The organism is Pseudomonas sp. H2_D02 (genome assembly GCF_054677635.1).
The window spans coordinates 1,798,073-1,818,162 of sequence record NZ_CP162816.1; the positions used below are offsets into that span (position 1 = coordinate 1,798,073).

Annotated in this window: 22 protein-coding genes, 1 pseudogene and 1 riboswitch; of the genes and pseudogenes, 13 read left to right on the forward strand and 10 right to left on the reverse strand. The window is 61.4% G+C overall.

Going from position 1 to position 20,090, the window contains the following annotated elements; all coding sequences use genetic code 11:
- Positions 1 to 184: 184 nt before the first annotated feature.
- Positions 185 to 1,084, forward strand: a complete 900-nt coding sequence (locus tag AB4N42_RS08235; protein WP_258648259.1) for a TIGR01777 family oxidoreductase — start codon at positions 185 to 187, stop codon at positions 1,082 to 1,084.
- A gap of 13 nt (positions 1,085 to 1,097) precedes the next feature.
- On the forward strand, positions 1,098 to 2,123 hold the full coding sequence (hemH, locus tag AB4N42_RS08240; RefSeq protein ID WP_030138592.1) for a ferrochelatase: 1,026 nt from the start codon (positions 1,098 to 1,100) through the stop codon (positions 2,121 to 2,123).
- 142 nt (positions 2,124 to 2,265) lie between these two features.
- Here the strand turns inward: hemH and AB4N42_RS08245 are convergent, their stop codons facing one another.
- Together AB4N42_RS08245 and upp are read right to left on the reverse strand one after the other, a co-directional pair.
- Positions 2,266 to 3,540: a uracil-xanthine permease family protein gene (locus AB4N42_RS08245; RefSeq protein ID WP_460116072.1), complete on the reverse strand. Its 1,275-nt coding sequence runs from the start codon at positions 3,538 to 3,540 to the stop codon at positions 2,266 to 2,268.
- A 2-nt stretch (positions 3,541 to 3,542) separates the two neighbouring features.
- The gene (gene upp, locus AB4N42_RS08250; protein ID WP_460116073.1) at positions 3,543 to 4,181 is read right to left on the reverse strand and encodes a uracil phosphoribosyltransferase; all 639 of its coding nucleotides are present in this window, start codon (positions 4,179 to 4,181) and stop codon (positions 3,543 to 3,545) included.
- Between the two features lie 162 nt (positions 4,182 to 4,343).
- Here upp and AB4N42_RS08255 point away from each other — a divergent pair.
- Positions 4,344 to 4,902, forward strand: a pseudogene (locus AB4N42_RS08255) (hypoxanthine-guanine phosphoribosyltransferase).
- A gap of 3 nt (positions 4,903 to 4,905) precedes the next feature.
- Positions 4,906 to 5,379: a WbuC family cupin fold metalloprotein gene (locus AB4N42_RS08260; protein WP_181287868.1), complete on the forward strand. Its 474-nt coding sequence runs from the start codon at positions 4,906 to 4,908 to the stop codon at positions 5,377 to 5,379.
- A gap of 67 nt (positions 5,380 to 5,446) precedes the next feature.
- Here the strand turns inward: AB4N42_RS08260 and dauA are convergent, their stop codons facing one another.
- Entirely contained in the window at positions 5,447 to 7,174 is a 1,728-nt protein-coding gene (gene dauA, locus AB4N42_RS08265; protein ID WP_460116074.1) for a C4-dicarboxylic acid transporter DauA, read from the reverse strand.
- Positions 7,175 to 7,498: 324 nt separating this feature from the next.
- On the opposite strand from dauA, the gene AB4N42_RS08270 reads away from it, so the two are divergent.
- Positions 7,499 to 7,984: a hypothetical protein gene (locus tag AB4N42_RS08270; RefSeq protein WP_460116075.1), complete on the forward strand. Its 486-nt coding sequence runs from the start codon at positions 7,499 to 7,501 to the stop codon at positions 7,982 to 7,984.
- 62 nt (positions 7,985 to 8,046) lie between these two features.
- Positions 8,047 to 8,334, forward strand: coding sequence for a PA4642 family protein (locus AB4N42_RS08275; RefSeq protein ID WP_030138598.1), 288 nt, complete (start codon positions 8,047 to 8,049; stop codon positions 8,332 to 8,334).
- Between the two features lie 112 nt (positions 8,335 to 8,446).
- Here the strand turns inward: AB4N42_RS08275 and mqo are convergent, their stop codons facing one another.
- Positions 8,447 to 9,955, reverse strand: coding sequence for a malate dehydrogenase (quinone) (gene mqo, locus AB4N42_RS08280; protein ID WP_258648256.1), 1,509 nt, complete (start codon positions 9,953 to 9,955; stop codon positions 8,447 to 8,449).
- Between the two features lie 736 nt (positions 9,956 to 10,691).
- Positions 10,692 to 10,925, reverse strand: coding sequence for a hypothetical protein (locus AB4N42_RS08285; RefSeq protein WP_030138600.1), 234 nt, complete (start codon positions 10,923 to 10,925; stop codon positions 10,692 to 10,694).
- 206 nt (positions 10,926 to 11,131) lie between these two features.
- On the opposite strand from AB4N42_RS08285, the gene AB4N42_RS08290 reads away from it, so the two are divergent.
- Positions 11,132 to 11,716 carry a YajG family lipoprotein gene (locus tag AB4N42_RS08290; protein ID WP_030138601.1) on the forward strand — a complete coding sequence of 195 codons (585 nt, stop codon included), beginning with the start codon at positions 11,132 to 11,134 and terminating at the stop codon, positions 11,714 to 11,716.
- Positions 11,717 to 11,846: 130 nt separating this feature from the next.
- On the opposite strand, the gene AB4N42_RS08295 is transcribed toward AB4N42_RS08290, so the two are convergent.
- Positions 11,847 to 12,053 (reverse strand): hypothetical protein, encoded by a 207-nt coding sequence (locus AB4N42_RS08295; RefSeq protein WP_030138602.1) that lies wholly within the window; start codon positions 12,051 to 12,053, stop codon positions 11,847 to 11,849.
- A gap of 215 nt (positions 12,054 to 12,268) precedes the next feature.
- Here AB4N42_RS08295 and AB4N42_RS08300 point away from each other — a divergent pair, with 215 nt between their 5' ends.
- Complete coding sequence (locus AB4N42_RS08300) at positions 12,269 to 12,550, forward strand: hypothetical protein (RefSeq protein ID WP_030138603.1); 282 nt, start codon at positions 12,269 to 12,271, stop codon at positions 12,548 to 12,550.
- A gap of 162 nt (positions 12,551 to 12,712) precedes the next feature.
- Here AB4N42_RS08300 and AB4N42_RS08305 read toward each other — a convergent pair whose 3' ends face one another.
- Positions 12,713 to 13,879 (reverse strand): 1-acyl-sn-glycerol-3-phosphate acyltransferase, encoded by a 1,167-nt coding sequence (locus AB4N42_RS08305; RefSeq protein WP_033864426.1) that lies wholly within the window; start codon positions 13,877 to 13,879, stop codon positions 12,713 to 12,715.
- 139 nt (positions 13,880 to 14,018) lie between these two features.
- On the opposite strand from AB4N42_RS08305, the gene AB4N42_RS08310 reads away from it, so the two are divergent.
- The 4 genes from AB4N42_RS08310 to AB4N42_RS08325 all read left to right on the forward strand — a co-directional run bounded on the left by AB4N42_RS08310 (position 14,019) and on the right by AB4N42_RS08325 (position 16,101).
- Positions 14,019 to 14,201, forward strand: coding sequence for a CPXCG motif-containing cysteine-rich protein (locus tag AB4N42_RS08310; protein WP_030138605.1), 183 nt, complete (start codon positions 14,019 to 14,021; stop codon positions 14,199 to 14,201).
- A 10-nt stretch (positions 14,202 to 14,211) separates the two neighbouring features.
- Positions 14,212 to 14,472: a putative signal transducing protein gene (locus AB4N42_RS08315; RefSeq protein WP_030138606.1), complete on the forward strand. Its 261-nt coding sequence runs from the start codon at positions 14,212 to 14,214 to the stop codon at positions 14,470 to 14,472.
- 36 nt (positions 14,473 to 14,508) lie between these two features.
- Complete coding sequence (locus tag AB4N42_RS08320) at positions 14,509 to 15,132, forward strand: SOS response-associated peptidase (RefSeq protein ID WP_030138607.1); 624 nt, start codon at positions 14,509 to 14,511, stop codon at positions 15,130 to 15,132.
- Between the two features lie 153 nt (positions 15,133 to 15,285).
- Positions 15,286 to 16,101: a M48 family metallopeptidase gene (locus AB4N42_RS08325; protein WP_030138608.1), complete on the forward strand. Its 816-nt coding sequence runs from the start codon at positions 15,286 to 15,288 to the stop codon at positions 16,099 to 16,101.
- Between the two features lie 198 nt (positions 16,102 to 16,299).
- Here AB4N42_RS08325 and AB4N42_RS08330 read toward each other — a convergent pair whose 3' ends face one another.
- The 3 genes from AB4N42_RS08330 to AB4N42_RS08340 all read right to left on the reverse strand — a co-directional run bounded on the left by AB4N42_RS08330 (position 16,300) and on the right by AB4N42_RS08340 (position 19,145).
- Positions 16,300 to 16,884, reverse strand: coding sequence for a TMEM165/GDT1 family protein (locus AB4N42_RS08330; RefSeq protein WP_030138609.1), 585 nt, complete (start codon positions 16,882 to 16,884; stop codon positions 16,300 to 16,302).
- A 90-nt stretch (positions 16,885 to 16,974) separates the two neighbouring features.
- Positions 16,975 to 17,096, reverse strand: a riboswitch (yybP-ykoY riboswitch).
- Positions 17,097 to 17,147: 51 nt separating this feature from the next.
- The gene (locus AB4N42_RS08335; RefSeq protein ID WP_460116076.1) at positions 17,148 to 18,146 is read right to left on the reverse strand and encodes a methyltransferase; all 999 of its coding nucleotides are present in this window, start codon (positions 18,144 to 18,146) and stop codon (positions 17,148 to 17,150) included.
- A 33-nt stretch (positions 18,147 to 18,179) separates the two neighbouring features.
- Entirely contained in the window at positions 18,180 to 19,145 is a 966-nt protein-coding gene (locus AB4N42_RS08340; protein WP_217860307.1) for a 2-hydroxyacid dehydrogenase, read from the reverse strand.
- 195 nt (positions 19,146 to 19,340) lie between these two features.
- Here AB4N42_RS08340 and AB4N42_RS08345 point away from each other — a divergent pair, with 195 nt between their 5' ends.
- The gene (locus tag AB4N42_RS08345) at positions 19,341 to 19,970 is read left to right on the forward strand and encodes a LysE family translocator (protein WP_460116077.1); all 630 of its coding nucleotides are present in this window, start codon (positions 19,341 to 19,343) and stop codon (positions 19,968 to 19,970) included.
- The last annotated feature ends 120 nt before the right edge of the window (positions 19,971 to 20,090 follow it).

Below are 20,090 nucleotides of genomic sequence, written 5' to 3' on the forward strand. Positions count from 1 at the left end.
TAACTTTCTGTACAGACTACGCCGTCGTTTAATCCTGTACAATTTTGATTTTTGGTATAAGTTTTACCGTTCGCGTTTCGACAGGTTGTCCTATTGTTAGAAACAGGGCCTGTCCGATATGAACAATCTCTACCTATAAAAATAGACTAATGGGCCGGGTAAAACGCGATGAGAGGTACACCTCATGCACATATTGCTGACCGGCGGTACTGGTTTGATCGGACGGCAGCTCTGCCGGCACTGGTTGGAGCAGGGGCATCACTTGACGGTCTGGAGTCGTCGACCTGAACAAGTGGCTGAAATTTGCGGCGCGCAGGTACGCGGCGTCGCCAAGCTCGACGAGATCAGCGAGCCCGTAGACGCGGTGGTCAACCTGGCGGGGGCGCCCATTGCCGACCGCCCCTGGAGTCATAAGCGCAAGATGTTGCTGTGGAGCAGCCGCGTCACGCTGACCGAGGTTTTGCTCGCATGGTTGGAGCGTTGCGAACAGAAGCCGCAGGTACTGATTTCCGGTTCCGCGGTGGGTTGGTATGGCGACGGCGGCGAGCGAGAGTTGACCGAGGAATCGGGGCCGGTCAGCGAGGACTTCGCCAGCCAGCTGTGCATTGCCTGGGAAGAAACCGCGCAGCGGGCCGAGGCCATGGGCCTGCGTGTGGTGCTGGTTCGCACCGGCTTGGTCCTGTCTGCCGAGGGCGGCTTTTTGTCGCGGCTGTTGTTGCCCTTCAAGCTGGCGCTGGGCGGGCGTATCGGCGATGGTCGGCAGTGGATGCCGTGGATTCATATCGACGATCAAATCGCCCTGATTGATTTTCTTCTGCACCGCGATGACAGCAGCGGTCCTTATAATGCCTGCGCGCCGAACCCGGTGCGCAACCGCGATTTTGCCAAGGCCCTGGGGCACGTGTTGCATCGGCCGGCGGTGGTGCCGATGCCAGAGCTGGCGCTGAAAGTCACGTTGGGTGAGTTGTCATTACTATTGCTGGGCGGCCAGCGCGCCACGCCGGCCCGATTACAGGCGGCGGGTTTTTCATTCCGGTTCACTGATTTGCCTGCGGCCCTGGAAGATTTGTCGGGTCGCCTTTGAAATAGGATGTTGCATGACCGATCACGCGTTGCTTCTGGTGAATCTGGGTTCGCCTGCCTCCACCTCGGTGGCCGATGTGCGCCGCTACCTCAATCAATTCCTGATGGATCCGTACGTTATCGACTTGCCTTGGCCGGTGCGTCGGTTGCTGGTGTCGCTGATCCTGATCAAGCGCCCCGAGCAGTCGGCCCATGCCTATGCGTCGATCTGGTGGGAGGAGGGCTCGCCGCTGGTGGTGCTCAGCCGGCGCTTGCAGCAAGCCATGACCCGTCAATGGACTCAAGGCCCGGTGGAACTGGCGATGCGTTATGGCGAGCCCTCCCTCGAATCCACCCTGGTACGGCTGGCGAGCCAGGGCCACAAGAACATCACGCTGGCGCCGTTGTATCCGCAATTCGCGGAAAGCACCGTGACCACAGTGGTTGAAGAGGCCAAGCGGGTCGTGCGCGAAAAGAAGCTCGATGTGCAGTTCTCGATTCTCCAGCCGTTCTACGACCAGCCGGAATACCTCGATGCGCTGGTCGCCAGCGCCAAGCCGTACTTGATGCAGGACCATGATCACTTGCTGCTGAGTTTCCATGGCCTGCCCGAACGGCACCTGACCAAGCTCGATCCCACGGGTTTCCACTGTTTCAAGGATGCCGACTGCTGCAAGAACGCGCCGCCGGAAGTCATGGCAACGTGTTACCGCGCCCAGTGCATCCGCACCGCCGAGCTGTTTGCCCATCGCATGGGCCTGGCGGATGGAAAATGGTCGGTGTCGTTCCAGTCGCGACTGGGCCGTGCCAAGTGGATCGAACCGTACACTGAAGCGCGCCTGGAGGAACTGGCCAAGAGCGGCGTGAAGAAGGTCCTCGTGATGTGCCCGGCGTTCGTCGCCGATTGCATCGAGACGCTGGAGGAAATCGGCGACCGTGGCCGTGAACAGTTTCGCGAAGCGGGAGGGGAGGAGTTGGTGTTGGTGCCGTGTCTCAATGACGATCCGCAGTGGGCGCAGGCGTTGAGTACTCTCTGCGAGCGGGCGCCGATAGCTTTGTGAGGTTCTAGGGCCTCATCGCGAGCAAGCTCGCTCCCACATGGGCCTGCGGTGTACACAAATTTTGTGACCACTCGAGATCCACTGTGGGAGCGAGCTTGCTCGCGATGGCTATTTAAGGGTCAAAAAAGCCTTCAAGCCTGAGTCAGATCAACGGCTCATCCGCCTTCTTCTGCTTCCAACCGTCATTGCCCGGCAGCAACAGGTTCAACGCGATCGCCACCACGGCGCACAGCGCGATGCCCTTGAGACCGAAGTCGTCCGGGCCGGTGCCGGTGCCCACCAGCACGCCGCCGATGCCGAACACCAAGGTCACTGAAACGATCACCAGGTTGCGGGCTTCGCCCAAGTCGATCTTGTGGCGGATCAGCGTGTTCATGCCCACCGCCGCGATCGAGCCGAACAGCAGGCACAGGATCCCGCCCATCACCGGTACCGGGATGCTCTGCAGCAGCGCGCCGAACTTGCCGATGAACGCCAGGCTGATGGCAAAGATTGCCGCCCAGGTCATGATCTTCGGGTTGTAGTTCTTGGTCAGCATCACCGCGCCAGTCACTTCGGCGTAGGTGGTGTTGGGCGGGCCGCCGAACAGGCCGGCGGCGGTGGTGGCAATGCCGTCGCCGAGCAGTGTGCGATGCAGGCCGGGTTTTTTCAGGTAGTCACGACCGGTCACGCTGCCCACGGCGATCACACCGCCGATGTGCTCGATGGCCGGCGCCAGGGCGACCGGCACGATGAACAGGATTGCCTGCCAGTTGAACTCCGGTGCGGTGAACGCCGGCAGGGCGAACCATGGCGCGGCGGCGATTTTTGCGGTGTCCACGACACCGAAGAAAAATGCCATGGCAAAACCCACCAGCACGCCGGAAATGATCGGCACCAGGCGGAAAATGCCTTTGCCGAACACCGCTACGATCAAGGTGGTGAGCAGCGTCGGCATGGAAATCATCATCGCGGTCTGATAATGAATCAGCTCAGTGCCATCGCCGGCCTTGCCCATCGCCATGTTGGCGGCAATCGGCGCCATGGCCAGGCCGATGGAAATGATCACCGGCCCGATCACCACTGGCGGCAACAGGCGGTCGATGAACCCGGTGCCCTTGATCTTTACCGCCAGGCCCAGGAACGTGTAGACGAAACCGGCCGCCATCACGCCGCCCATGGTCGCTGCCAGGCCGAACTGGCCCTTGGCAAGGATGATCGGCGTGATGAAGGCAAAACTCGAGGCGAGAAACACCGGCACCTGGCGTCCGGTGACGACCTGGAACAGGATCGTTCCCAGGCCGGCGGTGAACAGCGCCACGTTCGGGTCCAGCCCAGTGATCAGCGGCATCAATACCAGCGCGCCGAAGGCGACGAACAGCATCTGGGCGCCGGACAGCACCTGGCGCCAGAGCGGATCGTTGAACTCGTCCTGCATGCTCAGGCGTCCTTCTGCTTGGTGCCGAAAATCTTGTCGCCGGCATCGCCCAGGCCCGGAATGATGTAGCCATGTTCGTTGAGTTTCTGGTCGATGGACGCGGTGTAGATGGTCACGTCCGGGTGGGCATCTTCCACGGCCTTGATGCCTTCGGGGGCGGCGACCAGCACCATCGCGCGAATGTCCCGGCAACCGGCTTTCTTCAGCAGGTCGATGGTGGCGACCATCGAACTGCCGGTGGCGAGCATCGGGTCGATGATCATCGCCAGGCGCTCGTCGATTTCCGGCACCAGTTTTTCCAGGTAGGTATGGGCCTGCAGGGTCTGCTCGTTGCGAGCCACGCCCACGGCGCTGACCTTGGCCCCCGGGATCAGGCTGAGCACGCCTTCGAGCATGCCGATGTCGGCGCGCAGGATCGGTACCACGGTGATTTTCTTGCCGGCGATTTTCTCGACCTGGACCGTACCGGCCCAGCCGTCGATTTCATAGGACTCCAGCGGCAGGTCCTTGGTGGCTTCGTAGGTGAGCAGGGCACCGACTTCCTGGGCGAGTTCGCGAAAGTTCTTCGTGCTGATGTCGGCGCGGCGCATCAGGCCGAGTTTATGTCTGATCAGCGGATGGCGGATCTCGAGGATGGGCATGGGGAAGGCTCCGGCGGCGGGCAAAAAAACCGGCCTAGATTAATCTATCCGAGGGTGTTGTCCTATAGACAATACAGAACGTTAGTCCACAAATGCTTGATCTGGCCGGGCGGGATGCGTACCTTTTCCGGCTTTTCCGAACTGCCACCCCTGGAGAGCGCCATGTCCGCTGATCTCGAGCATATCCGTCAAGTCATGCGAGAGGCTGACTGCCTGTACACCGAAGCTGAAGTCGAAGCGGCCATCGCCCGTGTCGGTGCGCAAATCAACGATCAGTTGGCCGAAAGCAATCCGGTCGTGTTCTGCGTGATGAACGGCGGGCTGATTTTCTCCGGCAAGCTGCTGACCTATCTGAACTTCCCGCTGGAAGCGTCCTACCTGCACGCGACCCGTTATCGCAACGAAACCAGCGGCGGCGACCTGTTCTGGAAAGCCAAGCCGGAAGTCTCGTTCATCGACCGCGACGTACTGATCATCGACGACATCCTCGACGAAGGTCATACCCTGGGCGCGATCATCGATTTCTGCAAACACGCCTAGCGCCCGCGCGGTGCACACCGCCGTGCTGATCGACAAGGATCACGACCGCAAGGCTCGTCCGGACCTGAAGGCCGACTTCGTCGGTTTGCCGTGCATCGACCGATACATCTTTGGCTATGGCATGGACTACAAAGGCTACTGGCGCAACGCCAACGGTATCTTTGCGGTCAAGGGGATGTAATAGATGACTGGGCCGGCGTTCCTGGATCAAGCCCTGTTCGATGAACTGGCCGGGAAAGCCGCGGCCAGCCCACGCGGGCGGCAGCATCACAACTTCCACCAGATGGACGAGCCTTGCCATCGCATGGCGGTGGGCTTGCAGCCGTCGACCTACATCCCGCCACATCGCCATTTGAGCGCCGACAAGGCTGAGACCTTGCTTGTGCTCAAGGGCCGGCTCGGTGTGTTGATCTTCGACGAAACCGGTACGGTGCTCGACAAGCGAATCCTGCAGGCTGGCGGCGCTTGCCTCGGTGTCGACTTGCCGGCTGGCGTCTACCACGGCCTGGTGGTACTCGAAGCCGACAGCCTGATGTTCGAATGCAAGGCGGGCCCTTATCGGCCAGTGGGCGAGGGCGAACTGGCCCATTGGGCACCTCGCGAAGGCGAGCCCGGCGTGGCGCAATACCACGCTTGGATGCGCGCTCAGTTCGATTGATCGACCTGTGGTGAGGAGTCTTTTGTGGCGAGGGGATAAATCCCCTCGCCACAGGTCAGGCGCGTCTTCAGTGGGCTGTGTGACTGGCCAACCAATGCTCGCTCTTGACCCGCGCCTGTTCCAAGGTCTGCACATACGCCAATTGACGCTGCTCGCGGTGTATCCCAGCGCGGCGCAGTTTCAGGCGTACCCTCGGCGCGGTCGCGACCAGGATCAGGCCGATGCCCTGCTTGCGGTAATCCCTCAGGATATTTTCAAACGCGGCCAGGGCGGTCATGTCCAGCATCGGTACGGCGCTCATTTCCACGACCACCACCCGAACACCCGGGTCGAACTTGCGCAGCACGTCCAGGGCTTTTTCCGCTGCGCCAAAGAACAACGGCCCGCGAATGGCATAGCAGCGAACATGCTCGGGCATGTCCAGCAAGGCTTTATGGACATGGCGCGGCAGCTCGGCGCTGTCGGTCAGTTCGCTCATGCGCTTGATAAACAGTCCGGCCGCCAGCAACAGGCCGACGGCGACGGCCATCACCATGTCGAACAGCACGGTCAGGCTCAGGCAGGTCAACAGGACCAGCACATCGCTGCGCGGCGCTATACGCAGCGTGTGCAGCACATGCCCGGCCTCGCTCATGTTCCAGGCCACCATCACCAGCAATGCCGCCAGCGCGGCCATGGGCAAGTAGCTGAACAGCGGTGCCAGCAGCACAATCGCCACCAATACCACCAGGCTGTGGATGATCGCCGCCAGCGGTGAGGTCGCGCCGCTGCGCACGTTGGTGGCGCTACGGGCGATGGCGGCGGTGGCGGTGATGCCGCCGAACAGCGGCGCAACCAGATTGCCCAGGCCCTGGCCCATCAGCTCGGCGTTCGGGTCATGTTTGCTGCCGGTCATGCCGTCCGCCACTACCGCGCACAACAATGATTCGATGGCACCGAGCATGGCGATGGCAAACGCCGGCCCCAGCAATTGGCGGAACAGGTCATAGGAAAGCACCAGCCCATGACCTTGGCTGTCCGACAGGTTCCACGGCCAGTCGAAGCTCGGCAGGAAAGGCGGGATGCCGGGATAGGCGATGCCATCGACGACATAGCTGAAGCGCTCGCCCAATGTTGCGATCGGCCATCCGCCACGCTCCATCGCCAGCCCCAGCAGCGCGCCCACGAGCAAGGCCACCAGGTGCCCGGGAACCCGTGGTACCCAGCGCGGCCAGGCAATCAGCACGGCCAGGCACGCGACGCCGATGATGCCGTCGCCAAGATGGGCGCTGGGCAACGCGACGACCAGCTCGCCGAGCTGTTCGATGTAGTGCTTGGCGTGGCCTGCGGTGGTCAGTCCCAACAGGTCCTTGAGTTGCAGCGTGGCGATCACGACGCCGATCCCGGCAGTGAAACCGAGGATCACGGGATAGGGGATGTATTGGATCAGCCGCCCGGCGCGCATCAATCCCAGGGCGATCAGGATCAAGCCGGCGAGCATCGTGCACAGCAGCAGGCCGCCCAATCCGTATTGCTGGGTGATGGGCAGCAGGATGACGACAAAGGCAGCCGTCGGCCCACTCACGTTGAAACGCGAGCCGCCGGTCAGGGCGATCAGTGGCGCCGCCACCAGCACCGTGTACAGGCCATGCTGGGGCGGGACGCCAACGGCGATGGCCAGTGCCATGGCCAGGGGGATGGCGATGATGCCCACGGTGAGCCCGGCCACCAGATCGCCGCGCAGGCGTTCAAGGGTGTAACCGGCACGCCAGGCTTGGCGCCAGGCGGCAAACAGCGGTGGGGCGGAGAAGGACATGGAGACTCCACACGAAATTGAACGGAGTGAAACGCCTGGACCTGCAGACATATTTCCCCGTGGCGAGGGAGCTTGCTCCCGCTCGGCGGCGAAGCCGTCGTAAAATCGGCAGACGCGTTCCGTCTGGATGGTTGCGTTGGCCTATTTGGGGCGGCTGCGCCCGAAGCGTCGGACCGTCCCCGCGGGAGCAAGCTCCCTCGCCACAGGTGAGGTCACGCAGATTGCCCTCTGAGTATGCCGCGCCAGACACCTGGATGTATTGACCCGGGTCGCTTATTTTTTCCACGGATGCTAGCGTGCCCAGCCAAGTCTCTGGAGCCTGTCATGCGTGTATCGATCCACCGCTGCGCCACTCTGCTATTGATAGCCAGCCTGCCCATGACAGCCATGGCTGCGCCGATGCACAGCCAGTTCCTGCCCTCCGATGACCTGGTGGCGCGCCAGGAACAGCCCGAACAGCAGCAGTTGCTGCAAGTCACGGAGTATTCGGTGGTGCTGGGCAACCAGCGACCGTCCAATCAACAACCGATCCCGGTCACCTCGCCCTTGATGGTGCGGCTCAAAGGCAAACCCCTGAACAAGGGCGCGACCATCAACCAGGTCATCCTCAATTTCGATGGCGAAAGCAAAAGCCTGAAGAAACCGGTGTTCGACGAGGCAAGCAAGACCCTGACCCTGTCTTATCCACAGGCCCAGTACCGAGTCGTCATCGATCTGCTGCGCAACGACACGGTCTACGTGCAGTTTCTCAGCTACGCCAACGGTCACATCTGGGCCGACCTGCACACCGGCACCGCACGCCCGCGTTGAGCCGCGACGCCCGGCAGGGGGTAAACTGCCCGCCCCGTGAACTGTGCGAGCTGGAGCCGGCAATGCGTAAAGACAAGAAACAGGTGATTGGTGACGAGATTGGCGATGAACAGATCAAGCTGTTCCTCAATTTTGAACCGATCGATGCCACGTCGCCGTCGCTGCACAAACTGATCAAGGCCTACCGTGGGCTGCGTGTCGATGATTTCGAGCGCTTCCTGGTGTTTTTTGCCGAGGCGGGCTACGACCTTAACGGCAAGGACGAACATGGCAATGATTTCGTGACGCTGGTTCGCGATCAGCGCAATGCCCAGGAATACATTGAATTGATCGAGAAGGCGCGTGGCTGATTGATTCAGGGGCCTGCTTCGCAGGCCAGCGGGAGCAAGCTCCCTCGCCACGAGGTCCAAAAAAAAACGCCCCGCTCTCATGGAGAACGGGGCGTTTTTTTAGCCGATCGAATCAAGCGTAGCTTTGGGTCTCGCTGCTTTCTTCAACCAACTCCAGCGCGATGTTGTTCTGCGCATTGATCTTGCGATACAGCGCCGCGTCGGTTTCCAGCACTTTTTCCCGGGCCGGGAAGATTTCCGCAAGCTTGGTGGCCCACTCGCCCTTGGTTTTTTCCGGGAAGCAACGCTCGATCAGTTCCAGCATGATCGACACGGTTACCGAAGCACCTGGCGAAGCGCCGAGCAAGGCGGCGAGGCTGCCGTCCTTGGCCGCCACCAGCTCGGTGCCGAATTGCAGGATGCCGCCTTTCTTCGGGTCTTTCTTGATGATCTGCACCCGTTGGCCGGCCACTTCCAGGCGCCAGTCTTCGGCTTTCGCCTCGGGGTAGAAGCGGCGCAAGGATTCCAGGCGCTGTTCCATGGACTGCATCACTTCGCTGATCAGGTACTTGGTCAGGTCCATGTTGTCCCGGGCCACGGCCAGCATCGGGCCGATGTTGCCGGCGCGTACCGACAACGGCAAGTCCATGATCGAGCCGTGCTTGAGGAACTTGGTGGTGAAACCGGCGTATGGCCCGAACAGCAGGGACTTCTTGCCGTCGACCACGCGGGTGTCCAGGTGCGGCACCGACATTGGCGGCGAGCCCACGGCGGCCTGGCTGTAGACCTTGGCCTGGTGGTGCTTGACCACTTCCGGGTTGTCGCAACGCAGCCACTGGCCGCTGACCGGAAAGCCGCCGAAGCCCTTGCTCTCTTCGATGCCTGAGGCTTGCAGCAGTGGTAACGCGGCGCCACCTGCACCGAGGAAGACGAACTTGGCGTCGACTTCCCGGGTATTGCCGGAATTGACGTCCTTGATGCTCACGGTCCAGCCATCACCGTTGCGCTTGAGGCCGGTGACGCGCTTGCAGTATTTGATCTGGGTGTCCGGCGCACTGCCCAGGTGCTTGAGCAACTGGTTGGTCAAGGCGCCGAAGTTGACGTCGGTACCGTTCATGACGCGGGTGGCGGCGACAACTTCGTCAGCCGGCCGGCCTGGCATCATCAGCGGCATCCACTCGGCCATCTGGCCCTTGTCTTCGGTGTATTCCATGTCGGCGAAGGCGTGATGCTGGCGCATCAGTTCGAAGCGCTTCTTCAAAAACTCCACGCCTTTCTCGCCCTGCACGAAGCTCAAGTGCGGCACGGGGGCGATGAAGGATTTCGACGAGCCGAACGTGCCCTTCCTGGTCAGGTACGTCCAGAACTGCTTCGACACTTCGAACTGGGTGTTGATGTGCACGGCTTTCTTGATGTCGACGGTGCCGTCGGCGGCCTGGGGCGTGTAGTTCAGCTCACACAGCCCGGCGTGGCCGGTACCGGCGTTGTTCCAGGGATTGGAACTCTCCGCGGCACCGGAATCCATCAGCTCGACGACTTCCAGCGAGATCGCGGGGTCGAGCTCCTTGAGCAGCACGGCCAGGGTGGCACTCATGATGCCGGCCCCTACCAGAACTACATCGACTGCTTCGTTATGCGCCATTTAACGCGTCTCCAAAAATCTGCAGCACCAAATTGTCGGCATAGCGGCCAGGAAGCGGGGCAAGTCAGTTGCGCCCCAGGAATCCACGGCCAGGAATCGCCATGTCCGAATCTTCGCAATTTTTCGCAACACTGCGGATGCATGCAGCACGGCCTCAAGAGTCACATGAACTCATTTAAGCGCCGCACCGGCAATTCGACTTATGGCCGAGACATCCGTTCGTGCAACCAAATCCGTAGCGGACAGGCTTCAGGCGCCGGTTCTTGAGCGATATCCGGTCCTGTGTCGTTGGGCTGTTCCAGACGCTAATGGTGCTTGTTCAGACGCAAAACTCTTCATTTGCTCGCCACACTCTTGTGAAGTTGTGAAAACCCGTTTTTTCACGCTCTTTTGAAGACGTGAACCTCAAAAAAGGGCTGTCCCAGCCTGGCACCGCGCCCGGTTTGGTTGCCCCCATGGAGTACATGACAGGCAAAACGGGCAGACAGCTCAGTGACCGAGCGTAATGACAGCTCTGCAGATTCGTGAAAAGCGGAGATTTTGCCCGGGAACAGCAAGCGCGCCAGCTTCACTCGATCTGTGTGGGCGGCTCTCTGTGGGCGGTGCGAAGTGCCAATACAAGCGCATCAGCGATGTTGCGAGGCCCGATCAGGAGACGTCCTTATAATCGGGGGGAGATTGTAACGAAGAAACGCGTGGAAATGGTCGTGTTTTATGACTTTTATTAGCCTTCCGGTCAGACGGCCAACAGTTGCCGGCTACGGGCGCGTGCGCGGGGCGGTTGCACTCGCGCTTCGACGGGCAGGGGCTGGTGCAGCCAGTTGAGGCGGATCTCTTCGATTTCCACCCAGCCTTCGCCCATGGGTTGCAAGCTGCATTGCTTGAACGCCTGGCAGCGACCGGCGCGGTCCAGCAGGGCAAAGCAGCGATGATGGGGACGGGGGGTAAACAGATCGATCAGAAAACGCATGGTCGGATACCGTGTCGAGGGAACTTGTGGACAGCCTGACAGCCGGCCATGACATGCTGGTTTAAGGAAGGTGACAACGGGGTGACAGGAACCGCCCACGGTGGCCCTTGTCAGACATCTCGGTATTCATGCTGCGACGCTGGTTCGCCGCGATGGCGCACCGCTATACTGCCGGCCTGTTTGTGCCCGATTCTGGAGAGAAGAGCATGTTGCAACGCCTGTTGTTCGGTTTGATCGCCGTGACCAGTCTGACCCTCGTCGGCTGTGCCCACAGCCCGCAGCAACTTAACCCGGAACCCAAGCTCAACGCCCAATTGGCGCCGGTGGGCCGTGGCCAGCCGGTCGTGGTGCGTGTCGTGGACGGTCGTCCGTCGCCGACCCTCGGCACCCGCGGTGGGTTGTACCCTGAAACCAGCGTGATCACGGTGCAGGGCGCGCAGATCCTGCCGAAGTTGCAGGCCCAGGCCGAGGCGGCCGTGCGCCTGCTGGGCTTCACCCCGACCGCGAACGCCATGAACGCGCCGCAACTGACCGTGACCCTGGCGGAGCTGAAATACCAGTCGCCCAAGGAAGGCATGTACGTGACCGAAGCAACGATCGGCGCGACCTTCCGCTCCGACGTGCAGAACGCGAACCGTCGCTACAGCGGTCGTTACGGCGCTTCGCTGGACCAGCGCTTTGGCATGGCGCCGAACCAGGACACCAATACCAAGCTGGTCAGCGACGTGTTGAGCGATGCCCTGACCCGTCTGTTCAAGGACCCGACCATTGGTCAGGTGTTGGCAGAGTAAGTAACAAGCCCCATATCCCTGTGGGAGCGAGCTTGCTCGCGATAGCGGAATGTCAGCCACTTTGATGTTGGCTGATCACTGCCATCGCGAGCAAGCTCGCTCCCACAGGGTTTTTTTATGGATGAGATATTCAGGCGGCCTGGGAATAAAGCTCCAGCACGCTGATCCCGGTCAGCAGGTCTGTCTCCGGAAGATCAGCATGTGGATGGCCGCCGAGGGCGCAATACACCAGCCAGTGCCGGTCCTGGACGTTGAAGGACAGGCTGTCGACGAGGTTCTGTTGTTCGTCGCTCGGGCTGATGAGGTAGAGGCGATCCTGGTTTTCGGCGTGCAGCATGACGGGTTCCGTGCAGGTTTGGAGGGCGACAGGGTGGCCTATCCTTATGACGAAACCGTGACGGATGAAATTAATCCGCCACAAACGCATTCAGTATTGAACGACATCGTTACCGGTCGGAAAAAGCCGCGCAGCGCGCCAGGCTTTCGGTAGAATCCGCGCCCTGATTTATAGGTCTTGGGCGCAAGGCGTCCGTTTTTCGCTTGAGGTTCGTGATGTCGTTGCAACTGTTTTCGTTGTTCGCTGCCCACCCCGCCAAACTGATCAACCTGCTCGCGCTGCTGTTTGCCTGCCCGGGTGGCTGGGTATTGCACGCAACGCGCCGCCGCGAGCAGCGGGCGCGGGCCTGTCTCGAAGCGCGTGGCGGCGAAAGCAATGAACGATTCGAAGCGCTGCTGGACCTGGCGACGCAACGCATGAACCGGTTTTTCTACCGCTTCGGTTTTGCTTGCCTGGGCGTGGCGCTGTTGATGTCGTGGTTCAGCACAAAGCTCTGATGAAGCAATCTGTGGCGAGGGGATTGAGCGAAACGTCGCACCGCCCCGCTGGGCTGCGTAGCAGACCCGATATCTATGGCTAGCCCAAGGGCTTGCGAGTGCTGTGCACTCGAGCGGGGATAAATCCCCTCGCCACAGGTCACTCGCTCTAAGGGCTGTCGCTTAAAGCGCCAACCCCGCCTTGACCCGATACTGGTTACGCACCGGCGTTGCATATTGCAGCACCAGGAACGGTCGCTGTTCCACCGGACACTCATCCAGTCGACGCTGCCATTCCTCTTGGGCCTTCGCCAGTTCTTCGGCACCGAACACCTCGGCGGCCGTCGGGACCTGTAGCTGCGGGTCGGCGTCGGCCCATTGGGCATAGGCCAGGTAATGCACCGGGAACAGGCGATAACCGCCGAGGATCTGCCGGTCCATCTCCGCTGCCAGTTGCTTGGTGTCCTCGAACAGCTCGGTGATCGGCGCGGCAAAATTCACATGGACCCGGCCTTTATAGCCAGTGATGCCCTTGGCGATGCTGACGTCATCCTCGCCCGGTGCCTTGGTGTAGGTCCCGGTAGTGGCGCGGATGTACAACTCGCGGGCCTTGGCCTGGTCACACGGATCGTATTCGTAGCTGATCGACACCGGCGTCAGGTTCAGCGAGCGGATCACCTCGCCGAACGGTTCGTCCTTGCGGCTCATGTGGAACATCTTGAGGATCGCTGATTCGGTGCGATCGTCACCGTCCTTGGCCCTACCTTCGGCCTGGGCGATCCAGATCGAGGCGCAATCGTTGCGGATCGAGTGGTTGATGTACGCCGACAGCAACTGGTACGCCGCCATTTTTTCCCGGCGACCGGTGATCGAGCGGTGCACGATAAAACTCTTGTTCAGGCGCATCAGGTCGCTGACGAACGGCTTCTGCAGCAGATTGTCGCCAATGGCGATGCGCGGGGTCGGCAGGCCGGCGTGGTACACGGCGTAGTTGACGAACGCCGGGTCCATCACGATGTCGCGGTGGTTGGCGATGAACAGGTAAGCGTTGCCGGATTTGAATTGCTCCACCCCGGTGTACGTCACGCCATCGGTGGCGCGCTCGATGGTGTGGTCGACATAGAACTCCACTTTGTCCTGCAACGTGGCGACCGATGTCACACCGGCGAACTCTCGACGCAACTTCTGCGCTATAAGGGGTTTGAGCATCCAGCCGAACGCGCCGGCCAGGCGCGGGAAGCGGAAGTGGGTGAGGATATCTAGAAACGCCTTGTCGCTGAGCAGCCGTGCCAGCACTGCTGGGACTTCACTGTCGTCGTAAGGTCGGATGGCATCGAATTCGCCCATCATGCTCTCTTGTTGGAAACGGCTAGGGTAAGTAAAGGTTCGATCGAAAATACGACAGGGCACGGCCTGGAAAATAAGCCAGACGAAAATAGCCCTGCAAATAGACCGGCGATTATACGCACAAGTCACTTGGGAGACCGCGATGCTGGAAGCCGCTGAGTATGAATGTCCGTATTGTGGGGAAGAGGTAGAGACTTCATTGGATCTTTCCGGTGGCGACCAGACCTATATCGAAGACTGTCAGGTCTGCTGTCGGCCGATTACCTTCGTACTGCAAGTCCACGGTGAGGAGTGGCACCTCGAGGTCTTCAGCGAAAACGAATGATGGGGTGGCCATGCAGCGAATCTACGAGTTGGAAAACCTGATGGAAGGCGAATTGCTCCAAGGCATGCTCGCCAGCGAAGGCATCACGGCACATCTGGTGGGCCGTGACCTGGTGGGTGGCGCGGGGGAGCTGCCGATGCACGGGCTGTTGGGGCTGGCGGTGGACGATGAACAGGCGCAATACGCCCGGGAGTTGATCGCCGCCTACAATGCCGCGCTGCCGGTGCCCGGCGATGAACCGGACAGTTACCCCGGAACGCTGGTCTGTTAGGCTGGCCGCCGTTTGATATGAGAGCCGTATTTCCCCATGTGTGGACGTTATGCCCTGTTTCGCTGGAATCCCGCCTTCGCGGCCTTGCCCGGCTTCCCCGTCGATCAGAAGGCCCAATGGAACATTTCGCCCAACGATTCGGTGCTGATGCTGCGGGTTGGCGCCGACGGCCAGCGCGAATTGGCCCGGGCGCGCTGGGGGCTGACGCCGCCGTGGCTGACCGATCTGTCCCGTACTCCCGCCCACGCCCGGGCCGAAACCGTCGCCGAGCAACCGATGTTCCGCGAGGCCCTGCGTTTGCGCCGGTGCCTGCTGCCGGCCAACGGATTCTACGAATGGCGCGGTGGATCGCGTAAACGCCCGTACTGGCTGACGCCGGGAGAGGGTTCGTCGCTGTTTTTCGCGGCGATCTGGGAAGCGTATCCGGTGCAGGAACAGGTGTGGTTGAGCACGGCAGTCATCACCCAACCGGCGGCTGGCCAGCGTCGGCCATTGATTCTGGACGAAGAAGGCCAACGCCTCTGGCTTGATCCCGAGACACCGTTGCATGCCTTGCAAGGGCTGCTGGCGAGCGAGCCGGGGCAATTGCGCGAGCGGGTGTTGGCGAACATGGTCAACGACCCGAAACTCAATGGGCCGGAGTGCCTGACGCCGGCTTGAGGGTTGTGGCGACAGTCCCAACCCCTTCGCGAGCAGGCTCGCTCCCACCGGGAGTCGGGCCTTTCAGAAAAATCTGTAATCCTCGCGCTGTGTATCTGGCGCCGATACAAATCAACGCCTAGGATACGCCCACGTTTCCAGGGAGCTTCATAAATGAACAAGATTTTGATGGTAAGTGCGCTGAGTGCAGGTCTGCTGCTTGCCGGTTGCCAATCGGTCAACACCACCAGCGGCGGAGCCGTGGGGGTGGAGCGCAAGCAGTACATGTTCAGCATGCTGTCGACCGCCGAGGTCAACCAGATGTACGCCCAGTCCTATCAGAAAACCATGGGCGAGGCGAAAGCCCAGGGCGCTTTGGACAAGACCAGCAGCGATGCCAAGCGTCTCCAGGTCATTGCCGACCGCCTGATTGCCCAGGCGCCTGTGTTCCGCCCGGATTCGGCGCAGTGGAACTGGGAAGTCAACCTGATCAAGAGTGACGAGCTCAATGCCAACTGCGGGCCTGGCGGCAAGATCATGTTCTACTCCGGCTTGATCGATCAGTTGAAACTGACCGATGCTGAAATCGCTGCGATCATGGGTCACGAAATTGCCCACGCCTTGCGCGAGCACGGCCGTGAAGCCATGTCCAAGGCCTATGGCATCGAAATGGCCAAGCAGGGCGCCGGAGCGATATTCGGCCTGGGCCAGGACAGCCTGGCGCTGGCCGACACCGTGGCCAACTACGGCATGACCTTGCCCAACAGCCGTGGCAACGAGAACGAAGCCGACCTGATCGGCCTCGAACTGGCCGCCCGCGCCGGCTACGACCCGAACGCCGCGATCACCCTTTGGAACAAGATGGCCAAGGCTTCGGAAGGCGCTCCGCCGGAATTCATGAGCACCCACCCATCGTCGAGCAGTCGGATCGCCTCGTTGCAAGCGGCGATTCCGAAGGTGATGCCGCTTTACCAGCAGGCCAAGAAGTAAGCATCACCCTGTTTTGTGGCGAGGGAGCTTGCTCCCGCTCGGGCCTGTAGGAGCTGGCGAAGGCTCGGGCCGCGTTCGGACGATCTTTTGATCCTGATCTTTTGTTTGGGATCAGTTGTGTTGGAAAAGATCGCAGCCTCGCTTCGCTCGGCAGCTCCTACAGGCCCAGAGGGAGCAAGCTCCCTCGCCACAAAAGCATCAAACCCACCCGCTGCTCTGCATTGCCTTGTACACCGCCACGATTGCCAGGATGAAAAACGCCGAGGCGGCCAGGCGGCGAATGAGGGCCAGGGGCAGTTTCTCGGCGGCGAAGTTGCCAGCCAATACCACCGGCACGTTGGCAATCAACATGCCCACGGTGGTGCCAATGATCACCAACCACAGTTCCGGGTATTGCGCGGCGAGCATCACCGTGGCGATCTGGGTCTTGTCGCCGATTTCCGCCAGGAAGAACGCGATCAGCGTGGTCAGGAACGGCCCGAACCTGCGAGCCGTGTTGGCCTCTTCATCGTCCAGCTTGTCCGGGACCAGGGTCCACAATGCCGTGGCCGCGAAGCTTGCCGCCAATATCCAGTGCAACACCGAGTCGGAGAAGAACCCACTGACCCAGGCACCCACCGCGCCCGCTGCCGCGTGGTTGGCCAGGGTCGCGGCGACGATGCCGGCGATGATCGGCCAGGGTTTGCGAAAGCGAGCGGCAAGGATCAGCGCGAGCAGTTGCGTCTTGTCGCCGATTTCAGCCAGCGCAACGATGGCGGTAGGTACGAGTAGAGAGTCCAGCATCAGGAAATTCCTAAGAGGGGCGGGTCGACACGGCTATGACACGTACAGCCTTCCCGCCCCGGGTAAGGTGTGCGTGTCATAGGTCTTGTCAAACCCAGCGACCATCTGCGTGGACGCTTGGGCCGCATACGCCATGGTCTGCTGACCAAGTATGTTGACGTATGCCGGGCGAGCAGGGCGCTCGCGGGAGACTACTCCCCTAGGACGGTGCGGATTCTGCCTAGGCAAATCCGATTGGGCAAGCGCTGTTTTTCCAAAATGCTTCAGCCGCGCTTGGCCCGGTAGATGCGAAAACCCTGGCCTTCGGCCTTGATGGTGCACGTGCCGAGGTGCTCTTCGATCAGCGGCTGGTATTTGAGGAAGCTGTTGGCGACCAGCCGCAGTTCGCCGCCATTTTTCAGATGTTTGGCGGCTTTTCGCAGCAGGTTTTCCGTCGCGTGATAATCCGTGTGTACGCCGACATGGAACGGGGGGTTACTGAGGATCGCGTTCAAACCCATGGGCGCAGCGTCGATCCCGTCACCGGTCAGCACCTCGGCTTCCAGGCCGTTGGCGGCCAAGGTCAGGCGACTGCTGGCGGCGGCGAAGGCATCCACATCCAGCAGTGTCACGGTGTTGTGCGGGTAGCGACGCTTGACCGCGGCGCCCAGCACACCGGCGCCGCAGCCGAAGTCCAGCAGGTGGCCGCTGGGCAGCTTGTCCAAGTGCTCCAGCAACAGCGCACTGCCACGATCCAGCCGCCCGTGACTGAATACCCCCGGCAAGCTGATGACCTTCAGAGCACCTTCGGCCAACGGCAGCTCATACGTCTGTGCAAGGCTTTCCAGCGGCTTGGCCTCGGGCGCGTTGGCGACGGTGACTTGCCAGAGCTGGCAGTGCCGCGCGCTGTCGAGCTTGCGTGGCTTGCCGAATGGGTTGAGCTGCTTGGAAGCCCCCTCGATGCCGCTGCGTTTTTCCCCCACCAAGTACACCTCGCGACCGGCCAGGCGCGCGGCCACGGCGTTGAGGATGTAGTCGGTGAGGTCCTTGGCCTTGGGCAGGAACACCACGGCGGTGTCGAACCCTCGCTCGGGTACGTTCACGCCAAAATGGCTGCGCTCCGGGAAGCGCGCATCCAGGGCCGCTTGATCGCCGGCGTGCCAGCACCAACCATGGGCCTCGGGCAGGCGGCCGAGCAGATCGTCGGCGGGCAGGCCAGCCAGCAGGACCGAACCCTGGAATAGCTCAGGTTGACGAAGCAGTACTTCACTGCGCGGATCCATGGTCTGCTCCTTGAAAAAAAGTGCGGCAGTTTATCAACTGACGATCCGTCGCGCTGTACCGCTGAAAAATCCCTGGGCGTTTTCGCTCAGTTGGCCAACGATCCGCTGCCGTGCCTCGCGGCTGCCCCAGGCGTTGTGGGGCGTGACGATCAACCGGGGGATATCGCCTGCCAACAGCGGATTGCCCTCGGTGGGCGGCTCCACGCTCAACACGTCGGTGGCCGCACCGCCCAGGTGACCGCTGCGCAGGGCGTCGGCCAAGGCTTGCTCGTCGATCAGCCCGCCGCGTGCGGTGTTGACCACGAACGTACCGGGTTTGAGCAAGGCCAGTTCGCGCGTGCCGATGAAATGACGGGTGTGCTCGTTGAGCGGACAGTGCAGCGTCAGGGCGTCCACTCGCGGCAACAGTTGGTCCAATGGCAGGCGGTCGGGACGAGCGGGGCGTCCGGGAATCTGTCCCAGCAAGACGCTCATGCCAAAGGCTTCGGCCAGCCGCGCGACGGCGCCGCCCAATTCGCCATGGCCGAGCAGTCCGAGGGTCTTGCCCTGCAGCTCGACAATCGGATAATCCAGCAGGCAGAACTGCGAAGCCTGTTGCCAGCGACCTTCGCCCACGGCTTTTTGATAATCGGCCAGGCGCGTCGCCAGGTTCAGCAACAGCATGATCGTATGCTGGGCGACCGACGGCGTGCCGTAGCCCTGGCAGTTGCTGACGGTAATGCCATGGCGGCGGGCCGCGACCAGGTCGACGTTGTTGGTGCCGGTGGCGCTGATCAGGATCAGTTGCAGTTCGGGGTTGGCGGCCATCGCGGCTGCATCGATCACGACCTTGTTGGTGATCGCCACCGTGGCGCCCTTGAGCCGCTCTGTTACCTCATCCTGGCGGGTTCCGGCGAACAGTTGCAGTTCGCCGAAGCATTCGCGCAACGGGCCGAGGTCGAGGTCGCCGAGGTCCAGGGAAGGGTGATCGAGAAAAACTGCGCGGGCGGTATTGGTCATCAGCTGTACCTGTCATGGAAAGGACTGAAGGCGTAATGTGGCGAGCCTATCAGAACATTTGCCGTGGCGAGGGAGCTTGCTCCCGCTGGCCTGCGAAGCAGGCCCCAGAGGCAAGCGACTGCTGCGCAGCCGAGCGGGAGCAAGCTCCCTCGCCACGGGATTCATTCAACAGAGATTGTCGCAAGGAGCCGCACCATGTACCTCGCCGAATTCCTCACCGTCGCCCTGATCCATTTGCTGGCCGTGGCCAGCCCTGGTCCGGATTTCGCCGTGGTGGTGCGTGAAAGCGTGACCCACGGTCGCCGCGCCGGGACGTGGACAGCGTTGGGCGTCGGCACCGCGATCTTCCTGCACGTGGGGTATTCGCTGCTGGGCATCGGCCTGATCGTGTCCCAATCGATCGTGCTGTTCAACGCATTGAAGTGGGCGGCCGCCGCCTACCTGTTGTACATCGGCTTCAAGGCATTGCGTGCGCAGCCGGCCAAGGCCAGCGAGGAAAACCTGCACAAGGAAGTCGGCGAACGCACCGCTCGCGGCGCATTTACCGCCGGCTTCGTGACCAACGGCCTGAATCCCAAGGCGACGCTGTTCTTCCTGTCCCTGTTCACCGTGGTCATCAATCCCCATACCCCGATGGCGATCCAGGCCGGCTACGGCGTCTATCTCGCAGTCGCCACGGCGGCCTGGTTCTGCATGGTCGCGATGCTGTTCAGCCAGGCACGGGTGCGTGCCGCTTTTGCCCGCATGGGTCATTGGTTCGACCGGACCATGGGTGCCGTGCTGGTTGCCATCGGGGTGAAGCTGGCGTTTACCGAGTCCCACTGAGCGGGCTGAACCCGTCCCGATGATGGCTCAAAGCTGGTATTTGCGAGCGGATCAAATCATTCCTTCGGCTGATTTGATCCGCGAATAAGCGCTTTAGAGTGCTTACTTTCCAGCCAAGAC

Excerpts from the sequence above, each read along its gene's own strand:
- AB4N42_RS08235 (WP_258648259.1), top strand. The coding sequence starts at position 185 with ATGCACATATTGCTGACCGGCGGTACTGGTTTGATCGGACGGCAGCTC.
- hemH (WP_030138592.1), top strand. The coding sequence starts at position 1,098 with ATGACCGATCACGCGTTGCTTCTGGTGAATCTGGGTTCGCCTGCCTCC.
- AB4N42_RS08245 (WP_460116072.1), bottom strand. The coding sequence starts at position 3,540 with ATGCAGGACGAGTTCAACGATCCGCTCTGGCGCCAGGTGCTGTCCGGC.
- upp (WP_460116073.1), bottom strand. The coding sequence starts at position 4,181 with ATGCCCATCCTCGAGATCCGCCATCCGCTGATCAGACATAAACTCGGC.
- AB4N42_RS08260 (WP_181287868.1), top strand. The coding sequence starts at position 4,906 with ATGACTGGGCCGGCGTTCCTGGATCAAGCCCTGTTCGATGAACTGGCC.
- dauA (WP_460116074.1), bottom strand. The coding sequence starts at position 7,174 with ATGTCCTTCTCCGCCCCACCGCTGTTTGCCGCCTGGCGCCAAGCCTGG.
- AB4N42_RS08270 (WP_460116075.1), top strand. The coding sequence starts at position 7,499 with ATGCGTGTATCGATCCACCGCTGCGCCACTCTGCTATTGATAGCCAGC.
- AB4N42_RS08275 (WP_030138598.1), top strand. The coding sequence starts at position 8,047 with ATGCGTAAAGACAAGAAACAGGTGATTGGTGACGAGATTGGCGATGAA.
- mqo (WP_258648256.1), bottom strand. The coding sequence starts at position 9,955 with ATGGCGCATAACGAAGCAGTCGATGTAGTTCTGGTAGGGGCCGGCATC.
- AB4N42_RS08285 (WP_030138600.1), bottom strand. The coding sequence starts at position 10,925 with ATGCGTTTTCTGATCGATCTGTTTACCCCCCGTCCCCATCATCGCTGC.
- AB4N42_RS08290 (WP_030138601.1), top strand. The coding sequence starts at position 11,132 with ATGTTGCAACGCCTGTTGTTCGGTTTGATCGCCGTGACCAGTCTGACC.
- AB4N42_RS08295 (WP_030138602.1), bottom strand. The coding sequence starts at position 12,053 with ATGCTGCACGCCGAAAACCAGGATCGCCTCTACCTCATCAGCCCGAGC.
- AB4N42_RS08300 (WP_030138603.1), top strand. The coding sequence starts at position 12,269 with ATGTCGTTGCAACTGTTTTCGTTGTTCGCTGCCCACCCCGCCAAACTG.
- AB4N42_RS08305 (WP_033864426.1), bottom strand. The coding sequence starts at position 13,879 with ATGATGGGCGAATTCGATGCCATCCGACCTTACGACGACAGTGAAGTC.
- AB4N42_RS08310 (WP_030138605.1), top strand. The coding sequence starts at position 14,019 with ATGCTGGAAGCCGCTGAGTATGAATGTCCGTATTGTGGGGAAGAGGTA.
- AB4N42_RS08315 (WP_030138606.1), top strand. The coding sequence starts at position 14,212 with ATGCAGCGAATCTACGAGTTGGAAAACCTGATGGAAGGCGAATTGCTC.
- AB4N42_RS08320 (WP_030138607.1), top strand. The coding sequence starts at position 14,509 with ATGTGTGGACGTTATGCCCTGTTTCGCTGGAATCCCGCCTTCGCGGCC.
- AB4N42_RS08325 (WP_030138608.1), top strand. The coding sequence starts at position 15,286 with ATGAACAAGATTTTGATGGTAAGTGCGCTGAGTGCAGGTCTGCTGCTT.
- AB4N42_RS08330 (WP_030138609.1), bottom strand. The coding sequence starts at position 16,884 with ATGCTGGACTCTCTACTCGTACCTACCGCCATCGTTGCGCTGGCTGAA.
- AB4N42_RS08335 (WP_460116076.1), bottom strand. The coding sequence starts at position 18,146 with ATGGATCCGCGCAGTGAAGTACTGCTTCGTCAACCTGAGCTATTCCAG.
- AB4N42_RS08340 (WP_217860307.1), bottom strand. The coding sequence starts at position 19,145 with ATGACCAATACCGCCCGCGCAGTTTTTCTCGATCACCCTTCCCTGGAC.
- AB4N42_RS08345 (WP_460116077.1), top strand. The coding sequence starts at position 19,341 with ATGTACCTCGCCGAATTCCTCACCGTCGCCCTGATCCATTTGCTGGCC.